This is a genomic window from Colwellia sp. KU-HH00111 (assembly GCF_040362745.1).
GTDB lineage: Bacteria > Pseudomonadota > Gammaproteobacteria > Enterobacterales > Alteromonadaceae > Colwellia.
In genome coordinates this window covers 128967-144804 of sequence record NZ_BAABWO010000011.1, presented here as the reverse complement: position 1 = coordinate 144804, position 15838 = coordinate 128967, and the positions used below count along the sequence as shown (strand labels likewise).

General features: G+C 36.1%; 12 protein-coding genes. 4 read left to right on the top strand and 8 right to left on the bottom strand.

All coding sequences use genetic code 11. The features are described from left to right. Positions 1–173: 173 nt before the first annotated feature. The 4 genes from ABXG98_RS17415 to ABXG98_RS17400 all read right to left on the bottom strand — a co-directional run bounded on the left by ABXG98_RS17415 (position 174) and on the right by ABXG98_RS17400 (position 4505). On the bottom strand, positions 174–1100 hold the full coding sequence (locus ABXG98_RS17415; RefSeq protein WP_353539974.1) for a nucleotidyl transferase AbiEii/AbiGii toxin family protein: 927 nt from the start codon (positions 1098–1100) through the stop codon (positions 174–176). Further along, complete coding sequence (locus ABXG98_RS17410) at positions 1093–1863, bottom strand: type IV toxin-antitoxin system AbiEi family antitoxin domain-containing protein (protein WP_353539973.1); 771 nt, start codon at positions 1861–1863, stop codon at positions 1093–1095. Before ABXG98_RS17410 ends, ABXG98_RS17415 begins: the two co-directional genes overlap by 8 nt. Positions 1864–2033: 170 nt before the next feature. Then, positions 2034–2240: a hypothetical protein gene (locus ABXG98_RS17405; protein WP_353539972.1), complete on the bottom strand. Its 207-nt coding sequence runs from the start codon at positions 2238–2240 to the stop codon at positions 2034–2036. A gap of 252 nt (positions 2241–2492) precedes the next feature. Beyond that, positions 2493–4505 carry a winged helix-turn-helix domain-containing protein gene (locus tag ABXG98_RS17400; protein WP_353539971.1) on the bottom strand — a complete coding sequence of 671 codons (2013 nt, stop codon included), beginning with the start codon at positions 4503–4505 and terminating at the stop codon, positions 2493–2495. 122 nt (positions 4506–4627) lie between these two features. On the opposite strand from ABXG98_RS17400, the gene ABXG98_RS17395 reads away from it, so the two are divergent. The 4 genes from ABXG98_RS17395 to ABXG98_RS17380 all read left to right on the top strand — a co-directional run bounded on the left by ABXG98_RS17395 (position 4628) and on the right by ABXG98_RS17380 (position 9811). Then, the gene (locus ABXG98_RS17395) at positions 4628–6049 is read left to right on the top strand and encodes an FG-GAP repeat domain-containing protein (protein WP_353539970.1); all 1422 of its coding nucleotides are present in this window, start codon (positions 4628–4630) and stop codon (positions 6047–6049) included. Positions 6050–6516: 467 nt separating this feature from the next. Further along, positions 6517–7125 carry a PEP-CTERM sorting domain-containing protein gene (locus ABXG98_RS17390; protein WP_353539968.1) on the top strand — a complete coding sequence of 203 codons (609 nt, stop codon included), beginning with the start codon at positions 6517–6519 and terminating at the stop codon, positions 7123–7125. A 187-nt stretch (positions 7126–7312) separates the two neighbouring features. After that, a complete protein-coding gene (locus ABXG98_RS17385) occupies positions 7313–9097 on the top strand; it encodes a HAMP domain-containing sensor histidine kinase (protein ID WP_353539967.1) in 1785 nt (594 codons plus the stop codon). 252 nt (positions 9098–9349) lie between these two features. Further along, the gene (locus ABXG98_RS17380) at positions 9350–9811 is read left to right on the top strand and encodes a four-helix bundle copper-binding protein (protein WP_353539966.1); all 462 of its coding nucleotides are present in this window, start codon (positions 9350–9352) and stop codon (positions 9809–9811) included. Between the two features lie 98 nt (positions 9812–9909). Here the strand turns inward: ABXG98_RS17380 and prsT are convergent, their stop codons facing one another. From prsT to ABXG98_RS17360, 4 genes are all read right to left on the bottom strand, one after another. Beyond that, positions 9910–12642 carry an XrtA/PEP-CTERM system TPR-repeat protein PrsT gene (prsT, locus tag ABXG98_RS17375; RefSeq protein WP_353539965.1) on the bottom strand — a complete coding sequence of 911 codons (2733 nt, stop codon included), beginning with the start codon at positions 12640–12642 and terminating at the stop codon, positions 9910–9912. A gap of 161 nt (positions 12643–12803) precedes the next feature. Then, positions 12804–13235, bottom strand: coding sequence for a hypothetical protein (locus tag ABXG98_RS17370; RefSeq protein ID WP_353539964.1), 432 nt, complete (start codon positions 13233–13235; stop codon positions 12804–12806). A 30-nt stretch (positions 13236–13265) separates the two neighbouring features. Further along, positions 13266–14021: a matrixin family metalloprotease gene (locus ABXG98_RS17365; RefSeq protein WP_353539963.1), complete on the bottom strand. Its 756-nt coding sequence runs from the start codon at positions 14019–14021 to the stop codon at positions 13266–13268. A 284-nt stretch (positions 14022–14305) separates the two neighbouring features. Next, entirely contained in the window at positions 14306–15802 is a 1497-nt protein-coding gene (locus ABXG98_RS17360; RefSeq protein ID WP_353539962.1) for a cytochrome-c peroxidase, read from the bottom strand. Between the last annotated feature and the right edge of the window lie 36 nt (positions 15803–15838).

The window sequence follows — 15838 nt, the reverse complement described above, 5'->3', positions numbered from 1 at the left end:
TTCATGCCCTCTCTTTCTATCTATATAAATTAAAGAAATGTTATAGCTATATTCGTTGGTCAAGTGATAAGCAATCAGGTGGCACTACATTAGCTCGTCAGTTAAAGACAGCTTCGGATATAGCCCATGATAACGAGCTTGAGCTTGTTGAAATGATTGGTTGTAGTATTAGTTTAAAGCCACTTTGTTAGCACATGAGTTAGCTTATCTACTGCTTGCGATTTTTTATCCATGCTCATTTTATTAATGTTAATCAATTTCCACTGCACCGCAGGTAAATTAGCAATATTAGTATCTGGTGAAAGTTCCCAGTTTGGCTTGCCTGATTTAAACGACAGCAGAAAATCCAAATCTTGCTTGGTAAAGTGAGTTTTTAGCGCTGCTATTAATTTGTTTGGTATGACAATGAGTTCATCAACAGTTACAGCCTGTGTTGTCATACCATTGAATTCTTGAATAAATGAGCTTTCGATATCTTTAAGCCTAGGAGACATTACTTCAGCTATAGGTCTTGGGTGACTTAACAAATACGCAATAAAACCTTCAAAAATAGCTCTATCAATGCCCTGTGACAAGCCTTGATGTTCAAGAAGTAACTTAATGTCAAAAAGATCTCTTGGATGCTGCCTATCAAGTGCGGCACAAATTTTACCACCATATAAATCAGCTAATGACACCACGCCAATGCTAGCATAACCAAATTCATCTTCTACAGACTCAATAAGATCCATTTCAATAGCTGGCTTTAAAGTGCCTCGCATTACCGGTGATACTTCAATTTTTATTTGTGCTTGTTGTCCTGACACAATGATACGCATTTCATCAGGTCTATTGAGTTGTAACTCGGTTTTTGCTATTCCTGAATTACTTATCTGCTTAGCTATTCTGCTTAATGCACTTCTGACATTAACTATAGCTTCATCTCTTTGTTCCAATAACATATAGGCCAAATCAATATCGACTGACAATCTAGGGAAGTTTTGAATAAACAAGTTAATTGCCGTACCACCTTTTAACGAAAAACACTTTTCCTTAGCGACATAAGGCAATACAGAAATCAACAATTTTACTTGTTTGTAATAAGGGCTATTTTTATCCATTTTCTAACTCTCCTTGTTTAAATCTAATTGGAACAGTGATTAGATAGCGCTTATCGACATAACCCCCTTTCACTATTTGACGGTTACCAGAGCCTAGAGCTAATTTACTCTCATCTATGCGCTTAAACCAAGGATGTTGGTAATATTGTGCTAGAAATAAAAAAAGACGTTTCACTTTCATAGAAGGTGATCTTTCCAATAATGATTGCAGCTTTCTAGGTCTTAACGATGTGAAACCTTGGAACATTTGAACAGCAAATATAAAGCTACTTTCATCTGTTACTTTCTCTAACATTTCTAAAACCGCTAATTCAATTACGCTAGCTTTGACTGTTTGGCTATTAACAGCTAATTCGATTAGATCATTCTCATCAATTTGATCAAGTACTTTAGAACACTTAACTTCTATCTTCCAATGTTGAGAAAATAACCATTTGGGTAACCTTATGGCCTTTATAGAATTAAAATGGATTGTTTCACTACCCATGGCGAGGTAATGAGATATCCCTTGCTGTGCTAGACTTGAAAGCCCTGAAAGATGTAACGAGCTGGCTTGTTGATATTGCAATGCAGAAAGTGCCGAACTCCACGATATGGTTGCATTTGGCTTTTTATATACACCGCCAACAACTACTTCTAACCAACCACTTTTCAAATAATTTTGCACATGCGAACGTGATATACCATGTTGCTTCAAATATGGCATTAAGAGTAGTTCAAACTGTGATAATTGATCATTAAGCCATTTGAGTTTAGTTGACATTTTATTTACCAAAATACAAATAAGTACACTTTAAATGTACGTTATCGCATTTAAGTAAACAAGGTGTTTTTAATATTAATAGATGAACTTGTAAAATAACGGAGTTGTTTTAAGGGAACAGATAGTTGAATAAACGGACGGTATTAACAGTGGTCCTATAAATTAGGGGGTTACAGCTTGGGTTGACCTTCGGCTTTAGGACAACCCAGACTTACGAAGCCCACCTTTGCAGCTTTTTCAGAAACAAGAGTAGACACTTTATTTGAGTTAACAACGTCGTTATGTTGCTCTTCAATCATTTTAGACGGAATGTCTAACGTGGTCGTTTGGCTTTTATTTGAGTTACTTGTGCTTGGGTCGAATTGTTCTACAGTCATCTCGTGCCTTTATTAATCAAAGAGATTTAAGGAAATTTTAGTGCGCGGATTATACAGGAAAGAAGCGCTTTAGTGAATTAAAGCACCTTTATTAATCTTTTCTTTTTCTAAACAGGCTTGAATGATTAATTGATTACCTTTAATAATATATTATAAGCATTCTGCAGCAAATATATGTGAGCTTACTTAAAATAGTGAGTATCAGGGTTGAAGTTAAAATAAATTAAGGCTGATGAGCTGATAACAACGCGGTTAATTCTTAAAATTTACTTTAATAATATCACCTTGGGGTCCAGATGCTTCACGTAATAAATATAATGCTTTTTTTCCATGTGCATCAATATCGGAAAAATGCGATTGCACTGGGAGCTCAGTGACATATGAAGTGTCGCCATTCGAGACATTAATTTTCTGAATGTTATATTCATTCTCTCCGCGTAAAGCAATATACAAGGCTTTGTTTTTAATCATAGCTTCACCAATGGTCAAGTTGTTGAGAATGTTGAGCGGCGTAAAGTTTAGAACTTCACCTTTATCACTTAACGTTTTAATCCCCTGACTGACATAGTCAGCAAATACTATAGTATTGGCTGCATCATTTAGGTTCACAAATAAACCGCCATTTGCTGCAATTAATTTAGTTTTACTAAGATCGCGAGAGGTTTTAAAAAGGTTTATATTATCTGAATATTCACTGAAATATAGTGTCTGCTTGTCTTCAGACCAACCGAGCGGAAATCGCTGATTATCAATTTGTATATTACTCTCCTGTATGTTGCGTGTTAAGTCAATAACCGCAAAGTGCTTGTTCTCTTGTTCAAACGATACTGCAACCAATTCGCCATCTGATGAAATTACGGGCGGATACATTTTTCTTGCATTGAAGTTAGTTATCCGTTCAGCAAAATCAGTGTTTAATTTGTAATGCCATAAATCGTAGCCTCCGCCGCTATTAGAAATAAACAATATACTGCTTTGATTATCGATAAATTTTGGATGCAATTCGTTGTAAGGGGTATTTATTGTTTCTAGCGGGAATGACTTTCCTTCATTTAAAAGATAAATATCAGTATCAAATTGATAGGTTGAGTAAAATAACTTGCCTTGATGTAATATAGCTTGAGCTATTTCCAGTCCTCCAGTTGCCGAAAGCACTAAACTTTGTTCATTATCATATAAATTAACTTTCCATATTCCACTAGCTGCATCATTTTGCCCGGTCACTAGCAAAGTATGCTCGTTAATTACATCAATATGTAAGACACGTGTGAAATTACTTTGTAGTGGGTGCAATTGTTTGCTGCCAAGTTCAAATAACATCAGCTGACCACTTTGATCTGATACAAACAAACGGTTTCCACTTAAATCGACTGCAAAAGAAGAAATATAGTCAGGTAATTCGGAGTTGTTTTCAGACAAGTTATCCACTTTCCCCGTAACTAAGTCGAGTGATTTTAAACTAGTTTTTCGCTGCCCTTTTGAACTAGACTCTTCGGTAAAAAAGAGTTTTTGCTTGGTTTGATTAACCCAGTAAATAAAATTCTGTGTTGAGTATAAATCTTCTTGCTTGCCTGCCAAATTCTGACGAGTAATTGCATAATCATTTCGTCTTGCTTGTATATATAAAAAAGTATCCTCATTTAACCATTTTGGAGAGCGTTTTCTTGAATGACTATCGGTGAGTTGTATAGGGACACCCTCTCCTTTAAGCTTAAAAAACAACTGACTACTGCTATTTGTTACATGCACATATAGCAAGTTATTGGTTTTGAAATTGATATTAAAGTGCCGCTCTAAACCAGCTTTATTTGTAACCGATGCAACTTCTGAGATTGTACCTGTGTATAACTCATTTTTGTTGATGAATAGACTCATCAGTGACGTTATAACAAGTGACATCACAAAGGCCAATACTAGAAATTTGTATTTTCTGCCATCTACTTTCGTTTTAATAACGTCTGGGGCAACAAGTAGACGGTAACCTTTGGTTGGAATAGTTTCTATAAACTTTGGGTTTTTGGCATCATCACACAAGACATTTCTGAGGTTAAAAATCAGCCGGGTGACAGCTTCATCACCTACTACGACACCCTGCCATAAGTTAGTCATAATATCTTCTTTAGTGACAACTCTGTCAGAATTTTTTGCCAGATAACACATAAGCAACATAGTTTTTGGCTTAATACGTTTTTCTTGCTTATTTACAATGATCGCATTGCGTTCAGGATTAAAGAGTATATCTCCTATACAAAAACTTTCTTTCAAATACATCTCTCTAAACTGCTGTTATTAAAGGGGATAAAAAAAGGATTTAAAAACTATCTTATAAAAATAGCTTTTCATCATACTTGAGAACAAATTGATTTGAAACTAACTTGGAGCTTCTAATGAAAATAAAATCATTTCTAATATTAAGTACTATTTTGACCAACCTTCCAATCGCTGTCTTAGCACAAGAGGTAACTTTAACACTTGAGATAATTGGTAAAGGAAAGGTCAATATTGAATCTAACAATACCTTTTGCACTGAAACGTGTCAGCAGAAAATTACGAGTGATTCTATCGTTTCTTTAAACTTTGAAGAAACCTCCGGATATAAATTTAGTCACTGGGAGTCTGGTAGTTGTGATGCTGGTGAAGAGGTATTAATGAACCCTGATAAAAAGCAACTCATTGCTCAGGAGTTTCGACCGAAAGAGGTAGCATTTGCAGATTTCAATGGTGATGGGTTACAAGATATAGCAACCATTTCATTGTTTAGCAGCCAGTTAACCGTCAGTTTTTCGTTAGGAAACGAGCAATATCAACTTGCACAAACATTTTCCGCCCCAATTTATTCAAGCTCCATGACTACTGCCGATTGGGAAGGCGACGGTGATACTGATATTTTTGTTGTCGATTACAAAGCCAACGCTATTTTATCGTATATGAATGATGGTAATGGTAATTTTACCTTGACTGATATGATTGAGATCGCCAATGAACACCCCTATTCATTAGCGATAGCCGACATCAATCAAGACGGTTTAAATGATTTGTTACTAGGAAGCTTTAGTGCGAATATTTCAGCAGATAGTTTAAAAGATATTGTAAATTCTGTTACTGGGCCTAGCTTGAGATGGTACGCCAACGAAGGCGATAACCAATTTTCTTTATATCAAGATATCCCGACTGAAGGAGCTTTCTTCAAGCTGGCAGTAGGGAAATTAACTGGTAGCAGCAATTTTGATATCGTTGGCACCGCAATTAATTTAAACAAGGTATTAGCCTATCGTTTAACGGCTTCTGATTATATCGAATCAACAATTTATGCTGATAACTATGTTTACGGTGTGGCACTTGGAGACATTGATCAAAATAATCTAACAGATGTACTTGTAACTTCCTATTATGGGCAGGATGTGGGGCTATTAACTCAGCATCAAGATGGAAGTTTTATTACAGATATTGTACATCGAGCTAATGATGGACTAACTTCTGTTTCATTTGCTGATATTGATTCAAATGGTATAGATGATATTGTCTGGGGCGAATTTGACAATAGAGTAGTCAACTGGATTCCAACAGACAGTTTGAAAACTTGTGTCGTTAACATGAATTCAAACAGAACCGTCGTAGCTAACTTTATTGAGAGCTCGTCTGACGACACAATTAATAATAACAATGTAACTGCTCCACCTTCGCTTCAAGAACAATCTTCTTCAGGTGGTAGCTTTGGTTTATCAGGTTTACTAGTTCTCTCGATCTATAATTTTAGAAAGAGATTTATTAACTATGGAAGGGTTTCACACTGTAAAGCTACACTTTAGCTGCTTTAGGCAGCTAAGACTCACGAAGCCCGACTTTGTAGCGCGAGTAGATTAGTGTATAACGTGGATGTTTAGCTTACGGGTTGAATTGTTGTAGGGTAAACGCTTAACTTGTTCTATACACTTAAACTAGTGCTGTTACTAGTATATGGTAGCGTCATAAATGGTGATATAACTGCCCTTATCGTATTCTCAGGGTTTAGCTAAGGCAGTTGTGTAATGTGCGGAATTATAAAGGAACGTTTTGCAAAGTGGTCATAATTGAATTTATTAACTAAAGGCAATTAATAATTATGCACAGCGAGTGTCCAATTACTTTACATCTATTGATTTCGGTGGTTTATAGCGGAACCTAAACCTATGAAAAAAAAGAGTATATATGCTTTGGAATGATTTTTGTATATATCATGCTTCCAACAATAAAAATACCATTCTCTTTCAATGAATGTATTACAAAGGAAGATACAATGAATATAAAAATGTTAAAAATGGCCTTAGTTGGTTTGATTATATCTATGAGTGGCTTAGCGAATGCTGGATTGATACTTAACCTTGATGAGTTAAATGGTGATGTAGTAATTAGTTGGAATGGTTCTCTTGACTTAGGCTCTGCAGTCTTTGATGCAACGCGAAATAGCAACTCCAGTAATTTATGGACAGCTGGAGGAGTTGGAGATTTACAATCTATGTTCGCTTCTGGCAGTGTTGACGACTATGATTTAGCAGCATTTACCAAAACCCCAACACTAGCTGCATTTACTGGTTCGTTATCAGGAGGCATTATCGCAGGTGATAACTTATTTATCGACTTTTCATCTTCTTTTAGACAAATATGGATGCCAAATGGGTATCAATCTGGTCAGGTAATATCAGGCAGTGGAACTTTTGCTGGTGCAACCTTCGCATCATTAGGCGCTAATGTTGGAGCCTACGAATGGGCATGGTCAAATAATATAGCATCAGATTCCCTAACTCTCATAGTAGGAAGCCCAACAGATGTCCCTGAACCCTCTTCTCTTGCTATCTTCGCATTAGGCATTATGGGATTAGCATCAAGAAGATTAAAAAAACAGTAATCAGTCTGATTCTCAAACATCTAAAGCACCATTCGTGGTGCTTTTTTTTCCTTGTTATTTGCCAATTAAACCAAAGAACAAAGTGTTGCTATTAAGTGTATAGTATTGTTACTTCACACTTGTTAAAGTATCTATTCCCTAAGCTTAATATTCTTTTAAATAAGCATTTTTCACCAACGAACATGCAATGACCATAAAACGCAAAACCCTTTTTTGGAAGTTATATCCTTCCTTTTTAATTATTTCATTTATTTCACTACTTGCAATTGTGATGATTGCATTATGGTCATTTAAATCGTTTTACTATCAAGAGCGTGCAAGTGATTTAGAAATAAGAGCTAAAATACTAACACCTGAATTTGCTCGTCTGCTTCAAACCAAAAAATACCAAGAAGTACAATATAAGGCTCAACAATTAGGTGACGACTCATTCACGCGGATCACAATTATTTTACCTTCTGGTGAAATTGTTGGAGATAACAAAAAAGATCCTACCACAATGGATAATCATAAAAAACGTCCAGAAGTTGAGCAAGCTATTCTTAGCGGTAAGGGTTTATCAATACGTTACGGTCACACGTTAGCAATTGATTCAATGTATTTTGCTATGCCAATTTTAGCGCAAAATAAAATGATAGGCGTAATGAGAACTTCAACGCCGTTAAATACACTACAGAATGCGCTAAGAGGCATATATTACAAGGTATCTCTTGGGTTTATTATCCTAACCATCATAACGGCATTTGCAAGTTGGTGGATGTCTAAAGCACTTGTGAGGCCTTTAGAAGTTATGAAGGTTCAAGCACAACGTTTAGCCAAAGGCGATTTTTCTAGTCGTGTACAACTCAGCTCTAACGACTCGCTTGAATCCGAGCAGCTAGGGCAAGCGTTCAACGAAATTGCTATCCAATTAAACCAACGAATAGAAATAATTCTTAACCAGAGAAATGAACAAGAAGCGGTATTTTCCAGTATGGTTGAAGGCGTTATTGCAGTAGATAATAGCGAAAATATTTTACGCATTAATCAAGCGGCTTATAATATTTTAAAAATTTCTGAAAATAATATCGAAGGTGAAAAACTTAAAGATGTTGTTGAAAATGTAGAGTTAAACCATTTAATTTTATATGCCCTCAAGCAAGACCAGCCGGTTGGGCAAGAAATTATTATCCATAACGACATTGAACAAGTACTTTTCGCCCAATCAGCGCCATTACTTGATATTCATAAAAACAAATGTGGCACTCTTGTGGTGTTTAATGATATCACCCAATTAAAAGAGTTTGAGTTACAAAGAAAAGAATTTGTTGCTAATGTTTCACATGAACTTAGAACGCCATTGACTGCAATACAAGGGTTATCTGAAACATTAATTGAATTTCCTAACTTAACCCAAGAGAAAAACGCAGAATTTATTGATATTATTCATACTCACTCTATTCGTCTAGAGGGTATTATAGAAAACTTATTAACCTTATCTAAAATAGAAAAAGAAACAGAAATTAATGAAATAGATTTTGTCGATGAGTCTATAACCTTAGCTTTAAGCAATGCTATATTTCTATGTAAAGACAAGGCATTAGAGAGAAACATCGACATTATTTTGAACCAAGCCGAAGATATAACCTTTAAGCATAGCCCCTCTTTAATTGAACAAGCTGTAATTAACTTACTCAATAATGCAATAAAATATAGTGATGGCAACAGTGAAATAAAACTTACTGTGATCAAAAATTCGCACGATATTGAAATCAGTGTTGAAGATAAAGGAAGCGGAATTCCAGAAGAGCATTTATCACGATTGTTTGAACGTTTTTATCGTGTAGACAAAGCTCGCAGCAGAGCGTTAGGTGGAACAGGGCTAGGGCTATCTATTGTCAAACACATTGCGCTTGCTCACAAGGGCTCGGTGAATGTAAAAAGTGAAATAAATAAGGGCAGTATTTTTTCAATCACTTTACCGTTAAGTTAATTAATATATTTCCCATTCTGCGATAATTCAAAGACACAGAGGCAACCCATTGATTAAAAGCGTATTTATAACCTTGTCTACATATCATTGCTGATGTTTATTTCTTTCAATGATAACATTGCTGCACTTATCTTTTGCTCTGCTGAAAGTATATACAATGCAAGGAGATATGTTAAACTTTACTGATTACAGTTAGTTAGTTCAATATTAACTCACTTTCAAGCAATCATAGATAAATAGGATAGATAAAATATGTCTGATCACGCAAAAAATGAAAATCACTCTCGTAGAACTTTATTAAAAGGCATACTTGCTACTTCAGCAGTTGTAGCGTCAGGTACGGCATTTTCTGCTCAAGATCATTCTCATCACCATCACCCAATGACAAAAATAAACAAAGCACTGGTAAGCATCGCGAATGAATGCGCTCAACATGGTGATGAGTGTATCGATCATTGTATAGAGTTGTTTAAATCAGGTGATACCAGTGTTGCTCGATGTGCTGAAACGGTTAACGAAATGATAGTGATGTGCCGAGCACTTGCCAAAATGGCCACTTATCAATCAGAGCAATTAGTAGCAGTTGCCAAAATTTGCATAGACGTTTGTCAGGTTTGTGCTGAAGAATGTGGTAAACACTCGAAACACCCTCAATGTAAAGCGTGTGAAGAATCTTGCTTGGAATGTATAAAAGAATGTAAGAAAATCATTTAATTCAATGCTATTGATATTTATACAAAGCCTATTTAAAAGCATCTAAAAAAATCATTTTTTAAGATGCTTTTAATTGTTCCAAACCCCTCCCAAGCATATTAAGTCTTATATTTTTTCTTTAAGCTCAACAACTTTTCAAGAGCTTTGCCTGAGGTAATTTTTCTTTGTTCAATTTTACGATTAGCCAAAGCGTGCTGTTGTGTAAGAAATAGAGCTTCAATATAATTAACATAGATACCATCTATAACATTTTTGTCACTAACCGCTTTAGAAAAATAAGTTAATGCTTGGTGATATTCTTTTTTAGCCAATAATATTTGCCCCAATGTATCAAGTACATAGCTGTTGCTTGGCTGTAATTTTAAAGCTTTCTCAGCAAACTCTTGTGCACGTTCTACTTGACCTTTATCAAGGTAAAAAGAAGCAAGGTTATTTAAAGCAATAAAATTGTTAGAATTTATCTTTAATGCTTTTTCATAATTATGAATAGACTCATCAATGTTAATATTAATCTGTAAGGCAGCCAGTTGCAGCAAACTTTCCAAATCATTGGGATGCATTTCAACATGTTTCTTTAAAAATGCATAACTTTTGGTAGCTTGTTCTAGCCCGTAATAGCATTGATAAATCAGTTGGACATTTTGGGTGTTGGGGAAGTGCTCATACGCAATAAACAAATTAGCTAAAGCGTCGGAATAATTTTTATCATGCATCTGAATTTGGCCAGCAAGCCCTTTTGTAAAGGGTAAATCAAGCAAAGTTTGAGCTAGCTGAGCATAGCTTAGTTTAGCTGCGTCAAAATCACTTACTTTTATTAAGAAATGTATATGCAACAGTTCTAACCGACTATCACGCCCTGCTTTCTTAAGATAATTGCTCGTGAGCAATACGGCTTCATTGTATTGATGAAATAAATCCATTAATACCAAATTACCTATCAAAGCAAAAGTATTGTGGGGTTTCTCTTGCAGCCATAACTTATAGTGCTTTTTAGCTTGATTATACTGATGTAGTTGCATGTATGCTTGACCAAGAATGTCCCAGTACGCGTCACTTTTATTAGAATGTTCTGCAATGGGTAAAAGTAAACTAACACTTTCTTGGGGCTGTGCTTCTGCGAGTTGAATTTTCGCCAATGCCAAAATTAACTCAGTGTTTTCAGGCACTGATTTTAACTTAGATTGCATTAACGATATCACTTCGTTTTTATTAGCTGAAAACAAGTATAGTTTAACTAACGCTGGGACATAAAATGGATGTGTTTCTAACAACTGATTTAGATCAGTTCTCGCTTTACTGTATTCACCTAATTTATCTAACACGTCTATTAACAATAATTGAGCTTTAAGATTTTCCGGCGCAATTGCCACTAATTGCTGAAATTCAAGCTTCGCTTTTGCATAATCAAGTAACTTTACATAAGCTAAACCTGAAACTAAATAAGCTTGGCTGTCTTTACTATTTTCTTTTTTCCAACCCTCTGCCAACGTTAATGCCTGTTCGAATTGTTGGGTCTGTAAATAGGCGGTTGCTAAAGTTTGTTTGGTTAGACTATTACTCGGCGTCTGTTGGTGTGCAAGCTCAAGATTTATAGTATCAGATACTTCGTTCATTGAGAGTTTCATGATTCCCAAAAGCATTAAATCTTCACTATTGCCTTCTAAAGGCGAAGCGTTGAGTACTTCTTTAGCTTTTACTATCTCTCCCTGATTAATTAAAGCGAAGCTAACCATAGAAAAAAGTTCCGCATCCGGGGGACTAGCTTCATTAATTAAACTGAGCGTGTTACTTGCCGCTATACCAAACCCTAAATTAACTTGGCATATAGCTAGGAGTCTTAAGGCTGGATGATCATATGCTAGTTTATCAGCAATTATAGAGAGGTGATTGTAAGCAGTATTACAGTTTTTCAATTGATAGGCACTATAACCTGCAATTAATCTTAATACAGGTTCGCGTGGATTTTTCAGGATTGCTTTCTCAGAATATGCTAACGCACTGGTATTGTCTTTAGCATGGTAGCGAGCAACCGCTTTAAGTTGATTTAATAACGCATGGGTATTATATATTTCAAGTAAACCATCAACTATCGGCTCAGCCTCTTTTGTTCTATTCATTACCGTTAATAAACGTGCTAAGAATAATTGACTCGCTCTGTCTTCTGGGTATGCTTTTAGATATTGCTGGTATATTTTTACTGCTGCTGACTTTTGATCTTTTTTTAATAACAGCATCCCCTTCAGTTTTAGCGCATCCGCTTGAGTAGGAAACTTTTCTAATAAAAAGTCAATTTGTGCTAACGCGTTATCAAAGTTTTTATTGGTCGATAAAACGTAGCTATTCGCTAACGTTTTAAAGGGTGAAGTTGTTTTATATTGACTTATTTTCTTTAACAGCTTTATCGCTTCTTTCTCTTGCTGCAACCGTAAGTGGGCTTGTGCTTTGTGAAAACCAATTTCGGCTTTTTGCTCTATGGATAATTGTGTGTATTTATGCTCGAGAGAAAGCAATGCTAAATCATCATTAGTCTTATGGTATATTTTTGATAATAATGGAATAACTTGATTAGCCGGGTGTTTTAGAACCAGCGCTTTGTTTAGTTCTTTTTCAGCATTTTTATATTGATGTTCATGGAAATATAACTGCCCTAACATAAACCTAGCAAGTGGTGACTTTGGGGATATTTGGATGGCATTTTTTAACGATATGATGGCCTTAGCCGTATTGTTGGTGGTGATTTGCTGATTAGCGTCAGATATATATTCATCATATGTTTTTTCACTACAACCGATAAGTAAAACAAGTATCAAAACAACCCATATTTTTATCACGCTTTTCATCCTAACGTTAATGTTTTCATTAGTTAAATATAAAGTAGTTTGATAGTTCATACCAATCAGACTAGTGCTTATCCATTACCAATAACACTCCTTAAGCTTAGCCTAATAGAATTGAGAAGCTATCCATAATAATATCTTTTCCATAGCCTTGATTATTTTAACAACGATTTCCATCGTTCTAGCTCGCTAATTTCTTCCTTGAGGTGTTGATATTGACTGGGGTGATTGAGTTGATAGAGGTTTGTACTATTTTCTACCGGCTGTAAAAACCACAGTCCAATTTGTCCAGGTTCAAAAAATAGCATATCACTGCTGATTGGCAAGTTAGGATCATGACCTTTAAGAAAATATAATGGTTGATTTTGTTTACCTTTGAGAACTTCAAAAGTTTTTATTACCCCTAAATTGGTTAAAGAGGAATTTGCATCAATGTTAACAGGTGAGGTTCCAATATATTGCCCGTAAACAATAATGGGGTAATTCAATAACGCTTCCTTACTCATTTTTGCCCAGTACGCCACGGCATTCTCACTTAATAGCAAGCAAAACAACACAACAACATACTGGACAATCCATTTTTTCATAAGCTTTTTTTTCGTAAACTTTTTCGTAAACTATTGTAAGTTAGCGTGTTGGTTTTTCTTATGACCAAAAACTAACAAAATTACCGCTAATAATAATAATACAACGCTCTTAGGCTCAGGTACGGGTGAAACTGTGTTAGCGGGGCCATAAAGATAAGTCATACCGGCAATATCATCTGCTTGTGGACCGCTATAAGCTTCAGTATAAAAAGGGTTCATCAGTGAACTAGCAACAGCAGTATGATTTAAACCTAAGGCATGGCCTAACTCATGGGCCATAACTTGAAAAATATCAAACCCTGTACCACCGAAACCGATTTTCCATGTTTCTGCCACGTCAAAATGAATATCACCCGCTGCAGTTCCACCATTAGCAGGTGGATAAAAACCATGAGCGAGTGTACCAAAAGGACCATCAAAACTATGCCCCCCTATTCTAATATCACTAACGCCTGCACCTGGGTCTGCCCAACCAACACTAGGGTCTACAACTTCAACAAAAGTTAAATCTGCGACAGCGCTCCATGCAGAAAAAGCCGCAGTAATAGCCGTTTTAAATCCAGCGGGCATAAATGAGCTTAACGCAACAGAAGTACCAGAGTCAGTGGCTAAACCTGCCCCCATTAAACTCCACGTTACAGTTGCCCCCGTTCCAATTGTTGAAGGCCCCCACTTCCCTGGAGTCGTAGGGCCAAGCACATAGGCTGAAACTTGGCTAGAAGCAAACATCAAGAGTATACAAGATAGAAGCTTGAACACTCTTTTATTCATTTTAGATTTGTGCATATTAAAAAGTCCTTATCTCATGTTGTGCATTTGCAGGTGAATAACAAAGCAAAAAATTTACACACCAAAGTTTATTTATTTATCAAAAACAATTAAGCATACAATGTACCATTAAAAAAAACAGGCCAATATACAATCAGTTGAAGTTTTGCCTTCTTTCATTCAAGAAAAAGTGTAAATATACTTGACAGTAACACTCACAAATCTCATTCATGCCCAATCAACCTCAAAATGCAGTATGCTGGTAGAATAAGAAACATGTTTTTGCAATGTATTGATAATAGCTAAATTGTTTCACCACTTTGATCAATTGCATTAACTTGATCACCATTAGGGTCTTGTGCTTCATCATCCTCTAATAGCCATGGCTTCATACATGCTCGGTCTGTTACACAGGGATCAGATAACGCATGAAGAAACGCGACTAAATCATCAATACTTTGTTGTGAGAGTTGTAAGTTTCCCCCCTCAAAATTAACATTATCAAAGGCTGCTGTAGCGTAAGTTGCTGCCATATCGATATTTTGCATACCGGGTTGTTCCATGGCAATGTTATGAAAATTTTGGATTGACTCTTTTGCGTTAACAGAATGTTTAACCGTATCAACAAGGGTTGTAAAAGCGCCAGAGTGCATCCAAGGACCTGTATTAGCAACGTTCAATAAAGTAGGCGTTCTAAAAGCAAACTTATCCGCTTGCACTTGAGTTTCTCTATAGCGACCAAAATCTTCGTGTCCTGAGTCTCCATCACCTTTACCGTGGCCTAACTGTGGCGTAGCTATATTATGAAACTCTTCATCGGTAAAAAAGTCTCCTGAATGGCAAGAAACACAATTTGCTCCACCTTGTTCTTCACTACTATAAAATAAAATAGCACCACGTTTTGCCGAATCAGTTAAAGCGTCAGTATCTCCTTGGATATAATCTGACCATGGATTGTTAATAAAAACTTGAGATAACTCATATTGGGCAATTGCAAATGAGATATTTTGCTCGGTAATAAGCTGCTCTGCACTCGCATTAGGCTGCTGAAAGGCTTCTTTAAATTTATCTAGCCAAAAGTTATGATCACTTAATTCTGTCTCGGCTTCGCCGTACCCACCAATACGCTGCGCTAAATAGTCTCGGATTTGTTGATTCGTTTTAGTTAAATGATTAAAACCTTTCATTTCTTCGTTAGAAGTCACTGGAAATCTAGCTTGAGCATGAGTTAAAGAACTGCCCGCTTTCGGGTCAGCTATACCCAGTAAGCTGTCAGGAGTTCGAATCCCCAGACCATCATTACCATTTTTCCCGACGGTTTTGCCCATACTTTCAACACGACCATCGTGAAACATAAATTTATCCCAACCACCAATATTAAATGTAGTAGGTGCGTTTCTTGGTACAGTAGGACCACCGTCAAAGTTTGGAGCACTGGTATCATGTACTCTGCCTATGCCTAATAAGTCAGGTGACAAAGCATTAGCGCCGATAGGTAAACTTAGGTTATCTCCCCCTCCTAGCATAGGATGATGACACGATACACAAGCTGAGTCTCTATCCCCACCTAAGGATTTAGAGAAAAACAAGTGCTTGCCTAACTGCACAATATTGCTGTTTACATCCGGAATATCGCGGCCATTAAAGTGATCTCCTGTTAAACCGTTAGTTGAAATAATTTCACTAAGTTGGCTATCTATATTATTTTCCGGCTCTTGTGTTAACGGATCGACATTTTTATCTGAATTACAAGCAGATAATAGACAAGCTAAAACAACACTACTGTATAAGTTACGCATATTATTCCTTTATTGATTAATCTGCCTGCTTTTTAT

Excerpts from the sequence above, each read along its gene's own strand:
- ABXG98_RS17415 (WP_353539974.1), bottom strand. The coding sequence starts at position 1,100 with ATGGATAAAAATAGCCCTTATTACAAACAAGTAAAATTGTTGATTTCT.
- ABXG98_RS17410 (WP_353539973.1), bottom strand. The coding sequence starts at position 1,863 with ATGTCAACTAAACTCAAATGGCTTAATGATCAATTATCACAGTTTGAA.
- ABXG98_RS17405 (WP_353539972.1), bottom strand. The coding sequence starts at position 2,240 with ATGACTGTAGAACAATTCGACCCAAGCACAAGTAACTCAAATAAAAGC.
- ABXG98_RS17395 (WP_353539970.1), top strand. The coding sequence starts at position 4,628 with ATGAAAATAAAATCATTTCTAATATTAAGTACTATTTTGACCAACCTT.
- ABXG98_RS17390 (WP_353539968.1), top strand. The coding sequence starts at position 6,517 with ATGAATATAAAAATGTTAAAAATGGCCTTAGTTGGTTTGATTATATCT.
- ABXG98_RS17385 (WP_353539967.1), top strand. The coding sequence starts at position 7,313 with ATGACCATAAAACGCAAAACCCTTTTTTGGAAGTTATATCCTTCCTTT.
- ABXG98_RS17380 (WP_353539966.1), top strand. The coding sequence starts at position 9,350 with ATGTCTGATCACGCAAAAAATGAAAATCACTCTCGTAGAACTTTATTA.
- ABXG98_RS17370 (WP_353539964.1), bottom strand. The coding sequence starts at position 13,235 with ATGAAAAAATGGATTGTCCAGTATGTTGTTGTGTTGTTTTGCTTGCTA.
- ABXG98_RS17365 (WP_353539963.1), bottom strand. The coding sequence starts at position 14,021 with ATGCACAAATCTAAAATGAATAAAAGAGTGTTCAAGCTTCTATCTTGT.
- ABXG98_RS17360 (WP_353539962.1), bottom strand. The coding sequence starts at position 15,802 with ATGCGTAACTTATACAGTAGTGTTGTTTTAGCTTGTCTATTATCTGCT.